This window comes from Castellaniella hirudinis (genome assembly GCF_042651965.1).
In the GTDB taxonomy this organism is placed as follows: domain Bacteria; phylum Pseudomonadota; class Gammaproteobacteria; order Burkholderiales; family Burkholderiaceae_B; genus Castellaniella; species Castellaniella hirudinis.
Window position 1 is genome coordinate 359,622 of record NZ_JBHSDY010000010.1, and the last position, 21,064, is coordinate 380,685.

The 21,064-nt window shown below is 69.0% G+C and carries 15 protein-coding genes; 10 read left to right on the forward strand and 5 right to left on the reverse strand.

All coding sequences use genetic code 11. The features are described from left to right. Positions 1-102: 102 nt before the first annotated feature. Positions 103-1,386 carry an EAL and HDOD domain-containing protein gene (locus ACFO0J_RS15360; protein ID WP_376813953.1) on the reverse strand — a complete coding sequence of 428 codons (1,284 nt, stop codon included), beginning with the start codon at positions 1,384-1,386 and terminating at the stop codon, positions 103-105. 226 nt (positions 1,387-1,612) lie between these two features. Between ACFO0J_RS15360 and ACFO0J_RS15365 the strand changes: the two genes are divergently transcribed. Then, complete coding sequence (locus ACFO0J_RS15365; protein ID WP_376813954.1) at positions 1,613-2,743, forward strand: aminotransferase class V-fold PLP-dependent enzyme; 1,131 nt, start codon at positions 1,613-1,615, stop codon at positions 2,741-2,743. Positions 2,744-2,800: 57 nt separating this feature from the next. Here ACFO0J_RS15365 and tenA read toward each other — a convergent pair whose 3' ends face one another. Then, positions 2,801-3,490 carry a thiaminase II gene (tenA, locus tag ACFO0J_RS15370; RefSeq protein ID WP_376813955.1) on the reverse strand — a complete coding sequence of 230 codons (690 nt, stop codon included), beginning with the start codon at positions 3,488-3,490 and terminating at the stop codon, positions 2,801-2,803. A 155-nt stretch (positions 3,491-3,645) separates the two neighbouring features. Here tenA and ACFO0J_RS15375 point away from each other — a divergent pair, with 155 nt between their 5' ends. From ACFO0J_RS15375 to ACFO0J_RS15385, 3 genes are all read left to right on the forward strand, one after another. Beyond that, positions 3,646-5,079: an ATP-binding protein gene (locus ACFO0J_RS15375; RefSeq protein WP_376813956.1), complete on the forward strand. Its 1,434-nt coding sequence runs from the start codon at positions 3,646-3,648 to the stop codon at positions 5,077-5,079. Between the two features lie 2 nt (positions 5,080-5,081). Then, complete coding sequence (locus ACFO0J_RS15380; protein WP_376813957.1) at positions 5,082-5,765, forward strand: response regulator; 684 nt, start codon at positions 5,082-5,084, stop codon at positions 5,763-5,765. 179 nt (positions 5,766-5,944) lie between these two features. After that, entirely contained in the window at positions 5,945-6,463 is a 519-nt protein-coding gene (locus ACFO0J_RS15385; protein WP_376813958.1) for a Spy/CpxP family protein refolding chaperone, read from the forward strand. Positions 6,464-6,576: 113 nt separating this feature from the next. Here ACFO0J_RS15385 and ACFO0J_RS15390 read toward each other — a convergent pair whose 3' ends face one another. Then, complete coding sequence (locus ACFO0J_RS15390) at positions 6,577-7,497, reverse strand: LysR substrate-binding domain-containing protein (RefSeq protein WP_376813959.1); 921 nt, start codon at positions 7,495-7,497, stop codon at positions 6,577-6,579. A gap of 89 nt (positions 7,498-7,586) precedes the next feature. On the opposite strand from ACFO0J_RS15390, the gene ACFO0J_RS15395 reads away from it, so the two are divergent. Both ACFO0J_RS15395 and ACFO0J_RS15400 read left to right on the forward strand, forming a co-directional pair. After that, complete coding sequence (locus tag ACFO0J_RS15395) at positions 7,587-8,474, forward strand: quinate/shikimate dehydrogenase (RefSeq protein ID WP_376813960.1); 888 nt, start codon at positions 7,587-7,589, stop codon at positions 8,472-8,474. A gap of 22 nt (positions 8,475-8,496) precedes the next feature. Beyond that, positions 8,497-9,174, forward strand: coding sequence for a hypothetical protein (locus ACFO0J_RS15400; RefSeq protein ID WP_376813961.1), 678 nt, complete (start codon positions 8,497-8,499; stop codon positions 9,172-9,174). Between the two features lie 31 nt (positions 9,175-9,205). On the opposite strand, the gene ACFO0J_RS15405 is transcribed toward ACFO0J_RS15400, so the two are convergent. Together ACFO0J_RS15405 and ACFO0J_RS15410 are read right to left on the reverse strand one after the other, a co-directional pair. Then, positions 9,206-9,745, reverse strand: a complete 540-nt coding sequence (locus tag ACFO0J_RS15405) for a C40 family peptidase (protein WP_376813962.1) — start codon at positions 9,743-9,745, stop codon at positions 9,206-9,208. A gap of 2 nt (positions 9,746-9,747) precedes the next feature. Beyond that, on the reverse strand, positions 9,748-10,536 hold the full coding sequence (locus tag ACFO0J_RS15410; protein ID WP_376813963.1) for a YggS family pyridoxal phosphate-dependent enzyme: 789 nt from the start codon (positions 10,534-10,536) through the stop codon (positions 9,748-9,750). Between the two features lie 247 nt (positions 10,537-10,783). On the opposite strand from ACFO0J_RS15410, the gene ACFO0J_RS15415 reads away from it, so the two are divergent. The 4 genes from ACFO0J_RS15415 to recD all read left to right on the forward strand — a co-directional run bounded on the left by ACFO0J_RS15415 (position 10,784) and on the right by recD (position 21,028). Beyond that, positions 10,784-11,548 (forward strand): outer membrane protein, encoded by a 765-nt coding sequence (locus ACFO0J_RS15415; RefSeq protein ID WP_376813964.1) that lies wholly within the window; start codon positions 10,784-10,786, stop codon positions 11,546-11,548. A 295-nt stretch (positions 11,549-11,843) separates the two neighbouring features. After that, a complete protein-coding gene (gene recC, locus ACFO0J_RS15420) occupies positions 11,844-15,335 on the forward strand; it encodes an exodeoxyribonuclease V subunit gamma (protein WP_376813965.1) in 3,492 nt (1,163 codons plus the stop codon). A 67-nt stretch (positions 15,336-15,402) separates the two neighbouring features. After that, positions 15,403-19,044, forward strand: a complete 3,642-nt coding sequence (recB, locus tag ACFO0J_RS15425; protein WP_376813966.1) for an exodeoxyribonuclease V subunit beta — start codon at positions 15,403-15,405, stop codon at positions 19,042-19,044. Beyond that, on the forward strand, positions 19,037-21,028 hold the full coding sequence (recD, locus tag ACFO0J_RS15430; RefSeq protein WP_376813967.1) for an exodeoxyribonuclease V subunit alpha: 1,992 nt from the start codon (positions 19,037-19,039) through the stop codon (positions 21,026-21,028). The genes recB and recD overlap by 8 nt, the downstream gene beginning before the upstream one ends. Positions 21,029-21,064 lie beyond the last annotated feature (36 nt).

Below are 21,064 nucleotides of genomic sequence, written 5' to 3' on the forward strand. Positions count from 1 at the left end.
ACCTTTTTGCCGCCGAGATGAGCCCGGTCGCGGGGCAGCCCCTGCGGGCTGCCTTGCGCCTGGCGAATCCGAGCGGCATGCAGGCCGCGAGGTGGACGCCTTTTACGGCGCAGCCTGAGTGATGCTGTGCGCCCAGGTGAAGGCCTGCTGGATCAGCGGATCGAGCTGTTCGGCGGTGACGCCCAGCTCGCGCAGCAGGGGAGCGGGATCTTCTTCCATGTCGCGGTCCGAGGGGAAGATCAGGGTGGCCAGGCGCAGGTCCAGGCCCAGGGCGCCTTCGTGCCGCAGCAGGGCCTCGCGCACCGGGACGTCCACCTGGACCTGCGACAGCAGATCCTGCATGGTGCCGTGGAACAACTGGTCCATGATGGACAGGATGCCGGTGGTGAAGGCGGCTTCGGCGCGCACGGTCTGCTCGGGGTGCATCAGGGTGGACAGGGCTTCCATCAGGTGCGCGCGCGCGCTGGCCTGCAGCAGGATCGGCGACAGGTAGCCGGCGGGGCGGCCGGCCTCGGAATACATCAGGACCTGGATCCAGCGCTGCAACTGCCGGCGGCCCAGCAGCATGATGGCCTGGTTCAGGGATTCGACTTCCTGGCTCAGGCCGAAGGCCGGGGTGTTGACCATGTCCAGCAGCGTCTTGACCAGTTCGGGGTCCTGCTGCAGGCAGGCCTGGATTTCCGGGGCCTCGCCTTCGCCCATGATGAGCGTGACCAGCTTCAGCAGCGTCTTCTGACGCGCCGTCAGCGACGTCGTGGATGCCAGGTCCAGGGGCCAGTGGCCCTGGAACAGCGTGAAGCCCAGCAACATGAAGTTGTCGTGCGTGGCTTTGTCGGGGGTGTCCACCGCCATCAACTGGCGGCCGGCCTGTTTGTGCTGGAAGCTCTGGCGGAAGATCTCGGCCTTGGTGCTCAGCTTGGGGTCGAAGCGCGCGACCTTGCAAAAGGGCAGCAGCGGCTCGCGCTCGGGCTGGGCCGCGAGGTCGCCGCGAATGGAGAATTTTGTGCCGCCGTGGGCCAGGCTTTGCAGCGACTGGATCAGTTCCGGCGTGACTTCGAGCGATTCCGGAAGTTCAAGATAAGTGCGGTGGCGCGGCAGCATGTGCGCGAAAGCGTTGTGCAGCAGGCCTGGGGTCGCGTCGATCCAGTGAGGGGCGTAGGCGAAGAAAGTGGTGACGCCGTGCGTGCGTGCCGTTTCGATCAGCGCGGCCCCGGTGTCCGTGTCCGGTTCTTGCGGCTCCGCCCACAGGACGCGCATCCGGTAGCCGACCAGGCCCCGGTTCTGATCCAGGATCGGTTCGCGCCGTATCAGGCGAGACGGCGGGGGGGCGGGTGCGTCGGCCTGCGGTTCCGGGGTGGTAGATTCGGCCATCAGCGTGGTCTCCATGGTTCTCCTCTGGCGGATATGCCCCTATGCCCGCTTTTGGCGGATGGGGTTTTGTCAAATTTTTACATTGTACTGTCACATAATGTCGCGTTGGGACTGAATATGTATCGTTCGGCAGGTATGCGGGCGTACGACCCGGGAAACCGGCTGCGCCAGGCGTCGGACGACCCCATCGGCAGAGGGCCTTACAATCAAGAGACCTTCAACCGTTTGACCGGAGAACTCCATGCCTGGATTGCTGCCTGATGTCGACCCCGATGGGCTGCTGGAATATTCGGTGGTCTACACCGACCGAGCCCTGAACCACATGTCCCAGTCCTTTCAGGGCGTGATGCGGGATATTTCCCGCACCCTGAAGTCGGTGTACGGGGCGCATTCGGCCATCGTCATCCCGGGCAGCGGCACGTTCGGCATGGAGGCCGTCGCGCGGCAGTTCGCCACCGGCAAGCGCTGCCTGGTGATCCGCAACGGCTGGTTCAGTTATCGCTGGAGCCAGATTTTCGAGACCGGCCGCATTCCGGCCGAAGAACGCGTGCTCAAGGCCCGTCCGACCGAAGCCGGCGACCAGCCTTTCTTTGAGCCGCCCCCCGTCGCCGAAGTCGTCGCGGCGATCCGTGAGTTCAAACCCGACCTGGTGTTTGCCGCGCACGTGGAGACGGCCTCGGGCATCATGCTGCCGGACGATTACATCCGCCAGGTGGCCGACGCGGTGCATGCCGAGGGCGGTTTGTTCGTGCTGGACTGCATCGCCTCCGGCACGATGTGGGTGAACATGCAGGACGTGCATGTGGACGTGCTGATCTCGGCGCCGCAAAAAGGCTGGACTTCGTCGGCCTGCTGCGGCCTGGTGATGCTGGGCGAAGCCGCCCGCCGGCACATCGAGACCACGCAGAGCAGCAGCTTCGCCTGCGACCTGCGCAAGTGGCTGGGCATCATGGAAGCCTACGAAAAGGGCGGTCATGCCTATTACACGACGCTGCCCACCGATTCCCTGATCGTGCTGCGCAACGTCATGGCCGAAACCGATGCCTATGGCTATGACCGGGTCAAGGCCGAGCAGCGTGAACTGGGCGAGGCCGTGCGCGCGCTGCTGCGCGAACGCGGTTTCAAGAGCGTCGCCGCGCCCGGTTTCGAGGCGCCCGGCGTCGTGGTCAGCTACACCACCGACGACGGCATCCACACGACGCGCAAGTTCGCCGAAGTCGGGCTGCAGGCCGCTGCCGGCGTGCCCCTGGCGTGCGACGAACCGGCGGGCTTCAAGACTTTCCGCCTCGGACTGTTCGGCCTGGACAAGCTGCACAACGTCGAGCGCAGCGTGACCACGCTGGCCCGGGCATTGGACAAGATGCAGGCTTGAGTTGCGGCAGGGGGGCGCCGAGGCGCCCCCCTGCCTTGATCGCGCGGCGTCGCTGTTTCAGGCGGCGGCCGATGCGTTCAGGCCCATCTGCCAGAAGTCGATTTCCAGACGGGTGGCGTCGCGGAAGGTCGCGGCCAGCCCGTCCAGGCGTTCGGCGGTCTGGCCGGCCAGCCGCGCGTCCAGCCAGTCGCGTTCGGCGCGCGCCGCCGCCTGGAATTCTTCGCTGAGGTACATGGCGATCCAGGCTTCGTAGGGGTTGGCCGGACCCCGTACGGTGAACGGCTGGGCCTCGATCCAGCGGGCGATGTCCGCGTAGCCGACCAGGCAGGGCGCCAGCGCCACGTGCAGGTCCAGCAGATCACCCCGGTGGCCGGCGTCCAGCACGTAGCGGGTATAGGCCATGGTTTCGCGCGCCTCGGGCAGCGCGTCCAGTTCGGCTTCGGCGATGCCCCATTGGGCGCAGTAGTCCACGTGCAGGCCCATTTCCAGATCCACGATGGCTTTCAGGCTGTCCAGGCCCTGGCGCAGTTCGGCGATCGAGCGGCTCTTGTAGACCGCCAGCCCCCAGGCGCGGGCGAAATGCACCAGGAACAGGTAATCCTGGCGCAGGTAATGGCGGAAGGCCTCGGCCGGCAGGGTGCCGGCGGCCAGCCCGCGCACGAAGGCGTGCCGGCAATAGGCCTCCCATTCGGGGGCGCAGCGGCCCAGCAGCGTGGCGAAAGAGGTCGGGGCGGGGGACGCGGTCATGCGGGGTCTCCTGAAGTGAGGGGATGCGCAGATCGTGCGCCGTGGCGGCGATCCGCATCTCCCGGGGGATTGCGGCCTCGAGTGTAGCCCGCGTCCGGCTACGGTACGATAGCGTGGACGGCGGGGGCTGCGTCCCCGCACGTGGAAAAGACTTCATGCGATCCAGTATCACCCTCAAGCTGTTCCTGGCCATTCTGGCGACCTGCATTGTCGTGGCGCTCGCCATGGGCATGGCCGTGCGCTACAGCTTCGACAGCGGTTTCGACGACTACATCCGGGAACGCGAGAGCCAGCGCCTGGACAGCCTGGCGCAGGCGCTGGCCGCCGAATACATCGAGGCCGGCGGCTGGAGCTTCCTGGCCGAGAGCGGCGACCGCTGGGGGCGCAGCCTGCGCCTGTCGCGCTATGCCCGGCCCAGTGATGGCGGCCATGATCACAATGGCAGGCCGCCGGGACCGCCGCCCCGCGTCGTCCTGCAGGATGACGACGGCGGCTGGCTGGCGGGGCCGCACATGCGCCCCGGGGCTGACTGGACCCGTCATCCCGTGACCGTCGCGGGCCGCTCCGTCGGCTGGCTGCTCAGCCCGCCGCCCATGCCCATGGTGCTCAACGACGAGGTCGACCGCCGCTTCCAGTCCCGGCAGTTGCGGGCGACCTGGGTGATCGTCGGCCTGTCCGTGCTGCTGGCGGCCCTGGTCAGCCTGTTGCTGGCGCGCCTGCTGCTGGTGCCGGTGCGGCGCATTGCCCAGGCCACCCGCAAGCTGGCCGACGGCGATTTCGACATCCGGGTGCGGGTCGGGGCGCCCGACGAACTCGGACGCCTGGCGCGCGACTTCAACCGCCTGGCGCACAGCCTGGCGCGCAATGCCCGCCTGCGCCGGGAACTGATGGCGGACATGTCCCACGAATTGCGGACCCCCTTGGCCGTGCTGCGCGGCGAGATCGAGGCGCTGCAAGACGGTCTGCGCGCGCCGGACGAGGCCGCGCTGGCCTCGCTGGCGCACGAGATCGAGCGCTTGAACCGGCTGGTGGACGATTTGCGCGAGTTGTCGCTGGCCGATGCCGGCGCCCTGGATTACCGCATGCGCCCCCTGGATCTGTCGGCGCTGGCTGCGCGGGTGCTCGATGCGACGCGGGATCGGTATGCCCGGGCCGGCCTGGCACTGGACCAGGAGATCGCGCCCGGATTGCGTCTGTCCGGCGACGAGCGCCGCCTGGAGCAACTGCTGGCCAACCTGCTGGAAAACAGTCTGCGCTACACCGACAGTCCGGGGCGCGTGCGCCTGAGGGCCGGCGTGCGCGATAGCCGCATCGTGCTGGAAATCGCCGACACCGCGCCTTCGGTGACGGCCGAGCAGTTGCCTCGCCTGTTCGACCGCTTGTACCGGGTGGAGTCCTCGCGCAGCCGCCGGCACGGCGGTTCGGGGCTGGGCCTGGCGATCTGCCGCTCCATCGTCCAGGCGCATGGCGGCGAGATCTCGGCGGCGCCGTCCGATCTGGGCGGGCTGGCCATCCGCGTCGAATGGCCGCTGACGGACGGCGGGATTGCGGATGCGGCAGGCGATGCGCCCGCGACGAATCAGGAGTGAACATGCGGATTCTGGTGGTCGAAGACGAACCCAAGCTGGCGGACCTGCTGCAGACGTATCTGCAGGCGGCCGGCTACGAAGCGCGCTGCACGGGCGACGGCCTGGCCGTCATGCCGCTGATCGAGGACTGGCCGCCCGATCTGGTGCTGCTGGACTTGATGCTGCCCGGCCGTGACGGTCTGGAACTCTGCCGCGACATCCGCGCGCGAACGGCCATCCCGGTCATCATGGTGACCGCGCGGACCGAGGAGATCGACCGCTTGCTGGGCCTGGAACTGGGCGCCGACGACTACATCTGCAAGCCCTACAGTCCGCGCGAGGTCGTGGCTCGCGTCAAGGCCGTCCTGCGTCGCAGCGCGGCGGACCCGGCGCCTGCCCAGGCGCGCGAGGTGGGCGGTCTGGACATCGACGAGGGCGCCTGGAGCGCCCGCCTGGACGGGGTGGCGCTGGACCTGACACCGGTGGAGTTCCGCCTGCTGGTCCTGCTGGCCGGCCAGCCGGGCCGCATCTTTTCCCGCGATCAGGTGCTGGATGGCCTGTACGACGATCGCCGCGTGGTGACCGACCGGGCCGTGGACAGCCACGTCAAGAACCTGCGCCGCAAGCTGGCCGCGGTGCGGCCGGACGAAGAACTGATCCGCTCCGTCTACGGGGTGGGGTATCGGCTGGAGCTGGGCGGCGCCTGACGCGGCGGCCGGGCCTGCTGCGCGCGGCGGGCCTGGTGGGCATCGGGCGGCATGCCTGGCATCCGCTCACGCTTCTCCATGAAGTCTCCACGATTTGCCCATTTTTGCGCCGCAGTCGGCCCGTAATCTGTCTCCATCGCGGTTCCATCCAGGGACCGCAGGAAACAAGGAAGACCGACATGAACCTCACCCAAGTCACCCGCGCCCGTTCCCTCTCCGCCCTGGCCATGGTCGCCGCGCTGGCTGCCGCGCCGCTGGCCGCTTCGGCCGCCTCTGGCGCCGGCATGCCGGCCGACGGCGGTCCCCGCTTCCACCAGAAGGGCGGACACGACTTTGGCCGCCACGGCGGCGATTCCGCGCGTCGCGGCATGGACCATGGCATGCGCGCCCTGGATCTCAGCCAGGACCAGAAGGATCAGATCTTCAAGATCCGCCACGACCAGGAACAGGCCTTCTACGACGGCAAAAAGGCTTTGCGCGCCGCGCACCAGTCTTTGCGCGACATCGGCCGCGCCGACACCTTCGACGAGGCCAAGGCCAAGCAGGCCGCCGACGCTCTGGGCCAGGCCCAGTCGCAACTGGCCCTGCTGCGCGCCCAGACCCAGTCGCAGATCCGCGCCGTGCTGACGCCTGAACAGCGCCAGAAACTGGCCGACATGCGCACCCCGAAGCGGGCCGAAAAGTCCGCGAAATCCTGATCCGTGGCGAACAGGGGCCTCGGCCGGGGCCCCGCTTCACATTTCGCAAACAGTGTTTCCACCGGTCGGCGATGACGCCGGGCCTCGATGGTCCGGCGTTCCATTGCACGCGCTCAGCCGGTTCGATGCGCTGTCTGCGGCCGGGCTTGCATCGCTTCCCTCAGGCACTCGATGAACACCCGGACCTTTGCGGATTGCGCGGTGCGGCTGGCTGAAACGGCCCAGACATCCGCCGGTTGGTGCCAGTCTGGCAGCACGCGTTGGAGGTCCCCTTGCGCCAGGCTTTCCGCCAGGAACCAGTCGGTCGCCAGCATGATGCCCAGTCCGCGGCGCGCCCAGTCCAGCACGACCTCGTTGTCGTTGGACTCCGTTTCGGATCGGATGTCCACGCTTTCCCAGCCCTTGGGACCTTTGAGCCGCCAGACGCCCAGCGGTTCGTTGCGATCCTTGAAAAGCAGGCAGCGGTGGCTGCGGACTTCGCTCAGGCCGGCCGGCATGCCATACCGCGCGACATAGGAAGGCGCGGCGCACAGAATGCGTGAGCTTTCCATGATGCGATGCCGGATCAGGTGGGGCTCGTGCGGCTCTCCAGTGCGCACATCCAGGTGCAGGCCTTCGGCCATCAGATCCACGTGGCGGTCCACGATGTCCAGGGAAATTTCCAGGCCCGGGTACTGCGTCTTGAGCCGCGCCAGCACCGGCGCGACGTAGGCGCGGCCGAGCCGGGTGCTGGTGCTGACGCGTAACGGTCCCTGGGGCTCGTTTTTGGCTGCATTCAGCTCGTCCTCCATCTCCGTGGCGGTGTCCAGGATGCGCTGCGCCCATTCGTAAACCCGTTTGCCGTCGTCGGTCAGATGCACCAGGCGTGTGGTGCGGTGCAGCAGCCTGACGCCCAGCGCGTGTTCCAGCGAGGCCATGCGCTTGCTGACCGTGGTTTGCGGACAGCCCGCCGCACGCGCGGCGGCGCTGAAGCCTCCATGCCTGGCCACCAGTTGAAAGGTGCGCAAATCGGTCAGTCGGATGTCATTGAGCATGTTTAGTGTTTATTTTGAGCAAAAAATGGCTTAAATATTCATTCTAGTGTCGGGTAGACTGCTTGCCAAACGACTTGGAGACATCGGTCATGCATCTTCCCGCCTCACCCACACGGCACAGAATCAGCGGCAAGACCCGGCTGATTGCGCTGCTCGGCTCTCCCGTCTCGCATAGCAAATCGCCGGGAATGCAAAACGGCTGCTTTGAGGCGCTGGGCCTGGATTTCGCCTACCTGGCCTTTGACGTGCCGCTGGAAAAAGCGGCGTCGGCCGTCGAGGCCCTGCGGGTGCTGAACGTGCGTGGCGCCAATGTCACCATGCCGCTGAAACGGGCCGTCTGCCCCTTTCTGGATAGGCTCTCTCCAGCCGCCGAAATGGCGGGGGCGGTCAATACCATCGTCAACGACAACGGCGTGCTCACCGGCCATATCACCGATGGGATCGGCTATACCTTGTCGCTCGAGGATGCCGGTATCGACATCGCCGGCAAGGTGATGACGATTGCCGGTATCGGGGGCGCGTCGACCGCCGTCGCCATCCAGGCCGCCATGCAGGGGGTGGCGGACATCACCCTGTTCAACCAGCGTGACGCGTTCTTCGACGCCGGCCATGACCTCGTGGAGATGCTGCAGGGCCGGCTGGGCTGCAAAGCGCGGCTGTACGATCTGGCCGATGTCGCGCAGTTGCGGGCGTCCATGGCGCGCAGCCACATCTTCGTCAACGGCACGCCCGTGGGCATGGAGGCGACGCTGGGGCAGTCCGTGGTGCCGGACGCCGCTTATTTCCACCCCGGGCTGATCGTCAGCGACCTCATCTACGTCCCTGAGCACACGGCCTTGCTGAAGATGGCCCAGGCGGCCGGTTGCAAGACCGTCAGCGGTTTGGGCATGCAACTGTTTCAGGGCGTGGAGGCCTTTCGTCTGTGGACGGGCCGGGACATGCCGGTTGATCTGGCGCGCAGTCTGCTGCGCGCCTGAAGCCCTTTGAGGAGAGATTCCGATGACGCAGCAAGGATTCCTGGCCATCTGGTGCGAAATGAGCGCGGATGATCTCGTCGATTACCGCAACTGGCTGACTCAGGAGCATATTTCAGACCGCATCTACTCGCCGGGTTTCCTGGGGGTGCGGCTGTTCGCTTCGGTGGATAACGCGTGTGCGCACTTCATCCTGTACGCCACTGAAAGTCCGGCCGTCATGCAGGCGCCGCCTTATCTGCAGATCCTCAATACGCCTTCGCCCTGGACGCAGCGCCTGATGGTGAAGTTCGGCCCTTTCGACCGTGCGGCCGGCGAGCGCGTCGTCAAGATCGGCCGCGGCTTCGGCTCGCATGTGCTGGTCAGCCGCGTCCGCTCGGGCGGTGCGCCCATCGACCCGGCTCAGGCGCGCGATGCGCTGCGCGCGTTCATCCGACTGCCCGAGACGGTGGGCGTGCGCCTGCTCAGGACCGACCGCGGCACAACAGGCATCCAGAGCGCCGAAAAGCAGATGCGCAGCGGCAAGGAAGGCGATTTCGACTACCTGCTGGTCGTGGAGGCGCTGTGCGAAGCCGGCGCGGCCTCGGCGCGCGATTCGCTGGCCGGGATTCTGCAGGCGGCCATACCCGATGTGCAGTCTCACGACAGCCTGGTCTGCAAGACCCTATATGGCGAACTGCCCTACGAGGGCGAAACGCCCTGACGGCACGCCAGGGCCGCCGCAACGCCCCGCCTCAGTCCGCGAACAGCGTCCCCACCGATTGGAAATGGCGCCGGTAATAGGGGTTGTCCAGCCGGTCGATGCGGACCTGGCCGCCGGTGGACGGGGCGTTGATGAAGCGGCCGTCGCCCAGGTAGATGCCCATGTGCGAATTCGGCCGGCCCAATGTGTTGAAGAACACCAGGTCGCCGGCCTGCAGGTCGCGGCGCGGCACGGGGCGGCTCATGCGGGCGATCTGCTCGGTGTTGTGGGGCAGGGCGGCGCCGGTGGCGGTGTCGAACACGTACATCACCAGGCCGCTGCAGTCGAAGCCGCGCTGGGCATGCGCGCCGCCGTAGCGGTAGCGGGTGTCCAGCAGGCTCAGGGCCGTCATGACGACCTCGGTGCGCTGTGCCGGGTCGATGTCGGGATAGGCGGCCGACGGTCCGCGAGGGCTCGGGCCGGCGCAGGCCGCCAGCCACAGGCACAGCAGGCCGATCGCCAGGATGCGCAGGGCCGGCCAGTCCGGGCATGCGTCCGGGCGGGATGCAGGGGACGGGGCGGCGGCGCGCATGTTCAGCCGCCTTGTCTGCCTTCCGGCCAGTAGTAGCTGTCGGGCAGATTACGCGCGCCGAAGATCGCCTGTCCGACGCGTACGGTGGTGGCGCCTTCTTCGATGGCCCATTCGAAATCTCCGGACATGCCCATGGACAGTTCAGCGAAATCCGCGCCTTGGGGGGCGTCCTGGCGCAACTGCGCGCGCAGGTCGCGCAGCAACTGGAAGCAGGGGCGGACGTGGGTCTCGTCCGACGAGAACAGGGCCAGCGTCATCAGGCCGCGCACGCGCAGCGCGCTGTAGGCGGGCAGGGCGCGGGCGAAGTCCAGCACTTGGTCGGGCGACAGGCCGAACTTGCTGGCCTCGTTCGAGGTATTCACCTGGACGAAAACGTCCAGGCTGCGGCCTTCTTCCTGCAGACGCCGGTCCAGCGCCTCGGCGACGCGCAGATTGTCCAGGGCCTGGAATTCCCGGGCGAAGCGAGCCACGAATTTGGCTTTGTTGGTCTGCAGGTGGCCGATCACGGCCCAGTCCAGATCGCTCAGGTCGGCCATGGCTTCCCATTTGCCGTAGGCCTCCTGGACCTTGTTTTCACCCAGCAACCGGCAACCGGCCGCGTAGGCCATGCGGATGCGGGATTCGTCCACGGTCTTGCTGACGGGCAGCAGGCGGACTTCGGCGGGATCGCGCCCGGCGCGCCGGCAGGCGGCGTCGATGCGGGCACGGATGTCGGCCAGATTGGCCTGGATTTCCTCCGGAGTTTCGGCCGTCTGGTAGGCGGACCGGACGGGGGATGAATCAGCGTTCATTGCAACAGTCTCGGGCAGTTGATCACGGGCAAGCCCTAGGATAACCCCAATGCATGGCGATCCCAATCGTTGACAGGCCGTTCAGCGGGCCTGGGTGGCGAGGGCGCAACCAGACTGAACCGGAGTGAGAGTCCGGCGTGAGACAAATTGAGGAACATCCAGAGACGCAGGCACGTCCGGCCTGCGGAGGGTTCTCCTATCATCGAGGCGTGCGCCCCCAGACATCAAACGAAAGAGGAGACCCTTCATGATTCATGCATCGATTTTCAGCCGCCCCTGGCGCACGCTGGCGGCTGCGACCTGCCTGCCGCTGGCCTTTGCCGGTGCGCCCGCCGCCGCCCAGTCTTTCGAGAGCGGCCCCTACCTGGGCCTCAGCCTGGGCGGCGGCCAGATCAAGGATACGGTGGGCTCGCACCCCGACTGGCGCTACGAAGACCCGGATGAGTGGGACAGCCCCGATCCGCTCAACCATTCCTTCAAGCAATCGGGCATGATCGGCGGCCTCTACGGCGGCTATGGCTGGCGCATGGGCCAATGGCTGCTGGGGATCGAGGGCGATCTGTCGGGCAGCGCCATCAAGCACACCAAGAGCGAACACGAGCCGGCGACCGGCGGCGACCTCCACTTCAAATACCGCATGCCCTGGCTGGTCACGCTCCGGCCCCGGGTCGGTTTCCTGGTCAGCGACTCGGCGATGGTGTACGGCACGGCGGGGCTGGCCATCGGCAAGGTGAAAATGTCCCTGAATGGCTATGAGGTCGATCCGGACGACGGCAGCGTGTTCGCACCCGACTACAGCCGCTCGGATACGCTGAAAGGCTGGGTGGTGGGCGCAGGTTTCGAATATGCCATGAGCCGGAACTGGCATCTGCGCGGGGAATACCTGCACGTCAGGTTCAAGTCGCAGGATTTCGATTTCACCTACGTCGACGAGGGCGAGACCAACTATCACACCGGAAGCTACCGGCCCAAGATGGACCTGTTCCGCGTCGGCCTCAGCTATCAGTTCTAGGGAACCTCTGAACAAGTCCTCGCGCCGCGTGCATCCGCGGTCTCGGGCGGTCTGCGGCGTTGCTCATCCTCGCGATAGCTACGGCTATCGCTGCGGTTCGCGCCTTGCATCCCATCCCGATCCGCAGCGCCCGCTTTCCGCTCGACTTATTCAGAGGTTCCCTAGGGGCCGCCGGCCCGCCGCTGTTTTCTTTTATCATCTAGCCTGATGTTTCCGGGCGGCGAGCCGGCCGCCCGGCGGACGACGAGCAGGCGCGACCTATGTGGCGCGGGAGCGTCTCAACATAGGAGCAGGCGTGGCGGAACTCACTCCGGGGCTGATGCTGGTTCACGGCAATCGGGCGGAACAACTGCGCGAGGTGCTGGTGGCGTGGCTGCGCCATTCGCCGCTGGATCCCCTGGAGAACGAGTACCTGCTGGTGCACAGCAACGGCATCGCGCAGTGGCTGCGCCTGGCCCTGGCCGAGCGCGACCAGGGCTGCGGCATCGCGGCGGCGCTGGATTTCCTGTTGCCCTCGCGCTTCATGTGGCAGGCGTACCGCGCCGTGCTGGGGGCGGGGGCCGTGCCGGAACAATCCCCCCTGGATAAGGACCCGCTGGCCTGGCGCCTGATGCGCCTGCTGCCGACGCTGGCCGGTCAGCCCGGTTTCGAGCCGGTGGCGCGTTTTCTGGCCGACGACGCCGGTGTACGCAAACGCCATCAACTGGCCTATCGGCTGGCCGACCTGTTTGACCAGTACCAGGTCTACCGCGCCGACTGGCTGGACGCCTGGAGCCGGGGCCGGCTCGTGCTGCCCGACGCCTTGGGCCGCGAGGCCGAGGCCTTGTCCGAATCCCAGGCCTGGCAGGCCCGCCTGTGGCGCGCCCTGCTGGATGATCTGGGCGCGGACGGGGGCGCGCCGGTCGGCCGCGCCGCCGTCCACGAGGCCTTCATGGCGCGGGTCCGGGCGCCGGACGACGCGCCGCGTCCGGCCGGCCTGCCGCGCCGCCTGCTGGTCTTCGGCATTTCCGCCATGCCGCGCCAGACCCTGGAAGCCTTGTCCGGCCTGTCGCGCTGGATCCAGATCCTGGTGTGCGTGAACAACCCCTGCGCCCATTACTGGGCCGACATCCTGGGCGACCGCGACCTGCTGCGGGCGCGTTTCCGGCGCCAGGCGCGCCGCCCGGGCATGCCGGAAGTCCTGGACGAGCAGGCGCTGCACCAGCAGACGCATCCTTTGCTGGCGTCCTGGGGTCGTCAGGGACGTGATTTCATCGGCCTGCTCGACGACATCGACGATCCGGCGCACCGGGCGCGCTGCGGCCTGGCCTTCGAGGCCCTGCACCAGCGCATCGATGCCTTCGAGGCGTTGCCCGGGGACACGCTGCTGGAGCAGTTGCAGGACGATATCCGCGATCTGCGGCCCCTGGCCGAGACGCGCGCGCGCTGGCCGGCGGTGGACCCGGCGCAGGACGACTCGCTGCGCTTTCACGTCGCCCACAGCGCCCAGCGCGAGGTCGAGATCCTGCACGACCAGTTGCTGTCGGCCTTTGCCGCCGATCCCGGCCTGCAGCCGCGCGATGTGATCGTGATGGTGCCTGACATCGAAGCCTACGCGCCCCACGTGCAGGCGGTCTTCGGCCAGTATGGACTCCGGGACCGGCGTCACGTGCCTTATGCCCTGGCGGATCGCGGGCAGCGCCAGGCCGACCCGCTGGTCATCGTGCTGGAACAGTTGCTGTCCCTGCCGCGCCTGCGCCTGGGCATCCAGGAAGTCCTGGAATGGCTGGACGTGCCGGCGCTGCGGGCGCGCTTCGGCATCGAGGCCGCGGATCTGCCGCTGCTGCAGGCCTGGGCGCGGGACGCCGAAGTGCGCTGGGGGCTGCATGCCGAGCATCGCAGCGCCTTTGGCCTGGAACAGGCGCCGGCGGCGGCCCATGGGCATACCTGGCGCTTCGGCCTGGACCGCATGCTGCTGGGCTATGCGGCCGGCCCCGACGCCCCGGGCTGGAGCGGGATCGAACCCTATGGCGAAACCGGCGGCCTGCAGGCCCAGGTGCTGGGCGCGCTGGCCCGCCTGCTGGACACGCTGGACCGCTACTGGCGCTTGTTGGGCCGGGACGCAGCGCCCGCGCAGTGGGTCGCGTCCTTGCAGGCCTTGATCGACGATTGCTTTTCGCCGGTGTCGGACGCCGACGAACATACGCTGGCGCGCTTCCGGGAAATCCTGCAGGACTGGGCGCTGTTGTGCGAAACCGCCGGGATGGACGAGGCCTTGCCGGTGTCCATCGTCGCCGAGCATTGCCTGGGCCAACTGGATCAGGCCGGCCTGTCGCAGCGTTTCTTTGCGGGCGCGGTGACCTTCGCCACGCTCATGCCCATGCGGGCGATTCCGTTCCGGCGCGTGTGCCTGCTGGGCATGCAGGACGGCGCCTTCCCGCGCCAGCGCGTGCCGGTCGATTTCGACCTGATGGCGCTGCACCCGCGCCCCGGCGACCGTTCCCGGCGCGAGGACGACCGCTATCTGTTCATGGAGGCGCTGCTGTCCGCGCGCGACCAGCTTTACCTGTCCTGGGTCGGGCACAGCGTCCACGACAACACGCCGCAGCCGCCCTCGGTGCTGGTGTCCCAGTTGATGGATCACCTGGACCGGGGCTGGCAATCCGCCGATGGGGCCAAGTCCCTGTCCGGGGCCCTGAGCCTGCATCATCCGCTGCAGCCTTTCAGCCGCCGCTATTTTCCCGTGCCGGCGCGGACCGGTCCCGGCGCGCTGTATACCTATGCCGCCGAATGGCGCGGCGCGCGCGAACCGGCCGATGCCGGGCCGCAGCCGGCGCCGGCCGCGCTGCCGCCGGTGCAGCGGGACGCCGCGTTGCGGCTGGACGTCTTGCGCCAGTTCCTGAGGCATCCTGTACGCGCCTTCTTCCAGCAGCGCCTGCAGGTGTTCTTCGAGGCGCCGGCTCCCGATCTGGACGAGGGCGAACCTTATGTCCGCGACGGCCTGGGGCAATGGCAACTGCGCGCCGAATTGCTCGAAGCCCTGCAGCGGGCGCCGGAGACGGCCGAGGCCGAAGCCGTGTTCCACGAGCGCCTGGATCGCATGCGCCGGCGCGGCACCCTGGTCGCGGGCGGCCTGGGCGAGGCGGCGGCCCGGGTCCTGTACGACAGCGTGCAAGAGGCCGTCGAGCCCTATCGGCGGGCTTGCCTCGATTGGCCGCAAGTCTGCGACGAGACCTTGCGCATGGAAAGCACGCTGCCGGATAGCGGCTGGACGTTCGAGGATGGGCTCTCCGGCTGGCGCCGGAACGAGCGGGGCGAATGGGGCCGGATCGTGCTGCTTGCCAGCCACCTGGTGCGCAACAAGCGCTATCGCATCGCGCCCATGATGCCGGCCTGGCTGGATCATCTGGCCGCGCACGTTCATGGCCGGTCCCTGACGACCGTACTCGTCAGCCCGCAGGGCTGCGTGCGCTTCGAGCCGCTGGCCCCGGAGCAGGCCGCCGGACAGTGGCGGGCTTTGTGGGACGCCTGGCAGGCCGGCCTGTGCGCCGCGCTGCCCGTGGAAATCGACGCGGCAGGCACCTGGCTGCGGGCGGGCGCCGATCCATCGCCCGACAGCGCCGCCTGGCGGGAGGCCGAGGCAGGCTACGCCCGCAAGGTGGACGAAGACCTGTATCTGCGGCGCTGCTATCCCGATTTCGGCAGCCTGTGCGCGGACGGCGGCTTCTTCCATTGGGCCGAGACCCTGTATGGTGCGACGGCGCGGGCGATCCTGCCGTATCCGATTGCCGAGGAGGCTGGGGAATGAGCGCGCCGGGCCGCCCCAAGCGCGAATTCCCCCTCGGGGGGACGACGCGCAGCGTCAAGGGGGCAACATGAGTATGGCAGACCTCGCGATTCCCCAGATCGATCCGCTGCGCTTTCCCCTGCGCGGCAGCCATCTGATCGAAGCCAGCGCCGGGACGGGCAAGACCTGGACGATTGCCGCGCTCTACGTCCGCCTGGTGCTGGGGCACGGCGGGCAGCGGCCCTGCCTGCCCACCGAGATACTCGTCCTGACCTTCACCGAGGCCGCCGCCCAGGAATTGCGCGACCGGATTCGCGGCCGCCTGGCCGAAGCCGCCGTCTGGTTCGCCCGGGAAGCGGCGTGGGACGAGGCATCGGACGAGGCTGTGGACTCCGAGGCTGATCCCTTTCTGCGGGCCTTGCGGCAGGATTACCCGCGGCTCGAATGGGCGGGCTGCGCCCGGACGCTGGACCTGGCCGCGCAATCCATGGACGAGGCCGCCATTTCCACCATCCACGCCTGGTGCGCCCGGGTCCTGCAGGAACATGCCTTCGACAGCGGCAGCCTGTTCGAGCAGCGGCTGGAGCCGGACCTGGGCGCCGAAATCCGGCAGGCCGCCTGGGATTACTGGCGCGCGCACGTGGCGCCATTGACCGCGGAACCGCTGACCGAGGTGCTGGCCGTCTGGCCCGGGCCGGACGCCTTGCTGGGCCTGTCCAGCCTGTTGACCCGCGAATCCCTGCCCGAGGCCGCCGATGAAAGCCTGGCGGCCGTGCTGGCGCGTCACCAGGCCCTGCGGCGGGAACGCCTGGCGGCCCTCAAAACACCTTGGGTCGAGGATGCGGCCGCGCTGGAAGACTGGCTGGTCTCCCTGGGCAAGGACCTGAAAGTCCGTCCGTCCGATTTCCGCCGCTGGACGCAGGCGCTGCGGACCTGGGCGCAGGACCCCGGGCAGGAAGACCTGGACCTGAAAACCGGCTGGGACCGCCTGACCCCGCAAGGCATCCAGGACAAGTGGCAGGGCGAGGGGCCGGCGCCCGAGCATCCCGCCAGCGCGGCACTGGTCCGCCTGCGTGACGCGCTGGGCGCGCTGCCTGCCGCGCGCGCGCCCTTGCTGCGCCATGCCCTGGCCTGGATGGCCCGGCGTTTGCAGCAGGCCTTGTCCAGCGCCGCGCTGCTGGGCTTCGACGGCCTGCTCGGCAATCTGGACGCCGCCCTGGCGGATGAGACCGGCGCCCGGCTGGCGCAGACCCTGCGGCGGCAGTTTCCGGTGGTGCTGATCGACGAATTCCAGGACACCGATCCGGTGCAGTACCGGATCTTCGACCGCGTCTACCGGGTTGCCGGCAACGACCCCGATACCGCGCTGGTCTTCATCGGCGATCCCAAGCAGTCCATCTATGGTTTCCGGGGCGCCGACGTGCACACCTACCTGCGCGCCAATCAGGCCTGCGCGGGGCGGGTGCAGACCCTGGGCCGCAACTACCGCTCATCCCAGGCCATGGTCGCGGCGGTCAACCAGTGCTTTGCGCTGGGGGGCGATCAGGCTTTTCCCACCGGGGTGCCGTCGGTCGGCATTTCCTTCCATCCCGTGGAGGCGCAAGGCCGCCCGGAACGCTGGGAGGTCCTGGGCCGGCCGGCGCCCGCCATGAGCGCCTGCTGGATCGAGCCTGCGGCAGAGGGCAAGCCCCTGTCCTCGACCCTGTACGAACAGGAGGCGGCGCGGCTTTGCGCCCGCCGTGTGGCCGACATCCTGGCGCAGGGCCGCCGCGGCGAGGCAGGCCTGCGCGACGGGGACCGCTGGACGCCGGTGCGGCCCGCCGACATCGCCATCCTGGTCAATACCCACGCCGAGGCGCGCAGCGTGCGCCAGGCGCTGGTCCAGGTCCGGGTGCGCAGCGTGTACCTGTCCGAACGGGACTCCGTCTACGAGTCGCCGCAGGCGGCGGAAATCGCCCTGTGGCTGGATGCCTGCGCGCATCCCGAGGACGAGCGCGCCGTGCGCGCGGCGCTGGCCACCCCGGCATTGGGCCTGGACTGGCAGACGCTGGACCGGCTGGTGGAAGACGAGCGCGCCTGGGACGCCCGGGTCGAGCGTTTCCAGACCTACCGCCAGATCTGGCGGCAGCGCGGCGTGCTGCCCATGCTGCGCCTGCTATTGCATGATTTCGAGGTGCCGGCCCGCCTGCTGTCCGATGGCTACGAGGGCGAACGGCGCCTGACCGATTTCCTGCACCTGGCCGAATTGCTGCAGCAGGCCGCCGCCCACCTGGACGGCGAACAGGCCGTGCTGCGCTACCTGCATCGGCAGTCCCAGGGTCCGCAGGGCGAGGACGGGCGCCGCCTGCGCCTGGAAAGCGACGAGGGCCTGGTGCGGGTCGTGACCGTGCACAAATCCAAGGGGCTGGAATATCCCCTGGTGTTCCTGCCCTTCGTCTGCAAGGCGCGGCCGATCGAAGCGGGGCGGGGGCCGTACCTGCTGCCCGGCGTCACGGATCGGGCCTGGATCATGGAGGCCGACGGCGCCCAACTGCTGCGGCTGGACGGCGAGCGCCTGGGCGAGGACGTGCGCAAGCTGTACGTGGCCCTGACGCGCGCGCGTCATGCGGTCTGGATGGCCCTGGGGCCGCTGAAAGCGGGCGAGGGCAGCGGCATCGGCCACTTGCTGGGCGCGGAACTGCAGGCGGGCTGGGATGCCTTGACGCGCAGTCATCCCGATCTGATGGCCTGGGACGCGGCATCGGCGGACGGGGCCGATCTTGCGCCGCCGGCCGACGAAGCGCCTGATGCGCTGGGCGACGCCCGCCGCCTGGCGGCGCCCGCTGTGGGGCAGCCCTGGTGGATCTCCAGCTATTCGGCCCTGTGCCTGGCCGATGCCGCCGCGCCCGAGACGGCCGCCGAGGACGTGCTGCGCGAGGGCCGTCAGGCCGAACCCGCGCCCTTGCGCCGGATGGCGCAGGCTTCGCCCCTGCTGGCCGATGCGGGCCTGCAGGACTTTCCGCGCGGCAGCGAGGCCGGGACTTTTCTGCACGGCCTGCTGGAATGGGCGGCGCGGCGCGGCTTCCGCGATCTGGAGGACGCCCGCGACCTGATCGCCCGGCGTTGCGCCGTGCGCGGCTGGGAAACGCACATCGATGCGCTGCACGACTGGCTGCTGCGCCTGACGCGCACCGCATTCCGGCCGGACCTGCCGGGCGATCCGGTGCTGCGTCTGGACAGCCTGCAGGCCAGCCTGCCGGAAATGGAGTTCTGGCTGCCGGCGCAGCGGGTGGACATTGAACGCCTGGACGGATTGCTGCGCCGGGGCACCTTTGGCGGCGCGGCCCGCCCGGCCTTGGCGGCGGGGCGCTTGAACGGCATGTTCAAGGGCTTCATCGACCTGGTGCTGCAGGCCGACGGCCGCTATTACCTGATCGATTACAAGTCCAACGACCTGGGTTCCCGCGAGGCCGATTACGCGCCCGAGTCCTTGTCGGCGGCCATGCGCGCGTCCCGCTACGATGCGCAGATGCTGATGTACGTGCTGGCGCTGCACCGGCAGTTGCGCGCCCGCCTGGCGGATTATGACTATGCGCGCCACATGGGCGGCGCGCTGTACCTGTTCCTGCGCGGTCAGGAGGCGCCCGGCCAGGGGCTGGTGGCGCTGCGCCCCGAACCGGCCCTGATCGAGGCGCTGGACGCGCTGTTCGATGGGGCAGGCGGCGATGGCGGAGAGACGGACCATGATTGAATTTCCCGCCTGGCTGGCTTTTGAGTCGATCGCGTCATCCGAGGATGACGTGCGCGATCTGGACGTGGCGTTTGGCCGCCTGCTGGCCCGCCAGGCGCCGCAAGCGCCCGAGCTGGCCCTGCGCCTGGCCGTTCTGTGCAGCGCCCGACTGGCGCACGGCCACCCCTGCCTGGACCTGCAGGCCTTGTGCGAACCGGACTGTGCGGCGTCGGACGGCCTGGATGCAGGGGACGCCGCACGCCGGACCGGGCCGCCGGACTGGGCCGAAGGCGGGCTGGACGCGTGCCTGGCGGCCTTGGCCGAGGCCGACTTCGTGGGCCCTGGCGAGGGCCCGCAGCCGCTGGTCTTGCACGGGCATCGCCTGTACCTGGCCCGCTATTGGCGCGCCGGGCGGCGCATCCGCGAAGACCTGGGCCGGCGCCTGGAACTGGAACCGCCGGAAGCGCACGACCCGGCCCGGGTCCGCGCCTGGCTGGATGCGGTCTTCACCGCGCCCGTCGCCGCGGCGCCGGACTGGCAGAAAATCGCCTGCGCCACGGCCCTGCTGCATGGCTTTGCCATCGTCACGGGGGGGCCGGGGACGGGCAAGACTACCACGGTCGTGCGCCTGCTGGCGGTCCTGCAGGGGCTGGCCCGGGAGCGCGGACTGGCGCGTGGCCTGCGCATCCGTCTGGCCGCCCCGACGGGCAAGGCGGCGGCGCGCCTGAACGAGTCCATCGCCGGCGCGCTGGAGCGTCTGGCAGGCTCCGCCGACGCCGATCTGGCGGCCGCGCTGGCGCGCGTGCCGGCCGAAGTCCTGACCCTGCATCGGCTGCTGGGCAGCCGGCCCGACACCCGGCGCCTGAAATTCCACGCGGGCAATCCGCTGGATCTGGACCTGCTGGTGGTGGACGAGGCCTCGATGATGGATATCGAGATGATGGACGCCGTGCTGGCCGCGCTGCCCGCGCATGCGCGTCTGGTGCTGCTGGGGGACAAGGATCAGTTGGCTTCGGTCGAGGCCGGCGCGGTGCTGGGCGAGCTCTGCGAACGGGCCGAGGACGGCCATTACACCCCGGCGCAGTGCCGACGCCTGCTCGCCTGCTCCGGCGAGGCTGTGCCCGATGCATGGCAGGATCCGGGCGGCACCGCGCTGGATCAGGCCGTGGTGATGCTGCGCCATAGCCACCGCTTCCAGGCCGACAGCGGCATCGGCCGCTTTGCCGTCGCCGTGAACCGGGGCGACGTCCAGGCCGTGGCCGGGCTGCTGCGCCATCCGCCGGACGGCCTGAGCCTGGTGCGGACCGGATCGCCCGCCGCGCCCGGGGATGCCTGGCTGCGGGACAGTGGCGTTCTGGATGCGGCGGCAGGCTATCCCGCGCTCTTGCGCGCCGTGCGGGACGGCCGCCCCGATCTGCAGGCGCCGCCGTCCCAGTGGGACCGCTGGGCGCGCGAGGTCCTGGTGCAACAGACCCGTTTCCAGGTGCTGTGCGCGCTGCGTGACGGTCCCTGGGGCGCGCGCGGCTTGAACCAGCGCATCGAATCCCGCTTGCGGGCCGAGGGCTGGATCCCCGTGGCCGAGGACGCCTGGTATCCCGGGCGGCCGGTGCTGGTGCTGCGCAATCACGCCGCCCTGGGGCTGGCCAACGGCGACATCGGCGTGGTGCTGCCCGTGCCCGATCCGGAGCGGAAGGGCGACTGGATGATGCGGGTGGCTTTTGCCGGCGCTACCCGGGATGCGGTGCGCTGGGTGTCCCCGGCGCGCCTGCCGGAAGTCGAGACCGTCTACGCCCTGACGGTGCACAAGTCCCAGGGCTCGGAATTCGACCGCGTGGCGCTGGTGCTGCCCGACAATCCTTCGCCCCTGTTGACGCGGGAACTGCTCTACACCGGCGCGACCCGCGCACGCCACGCCCTGGCTTTGGTGCTGCCGGGGGGCGACGCTCTGCTGGAAGAGGCCGTGCGCCGCCGGACCCGGCGTGCGGGCGGCATCTGGAGCCCCTGAGCCTGTGCCCGTCCGGCACTTTGATTTCGCACAGGA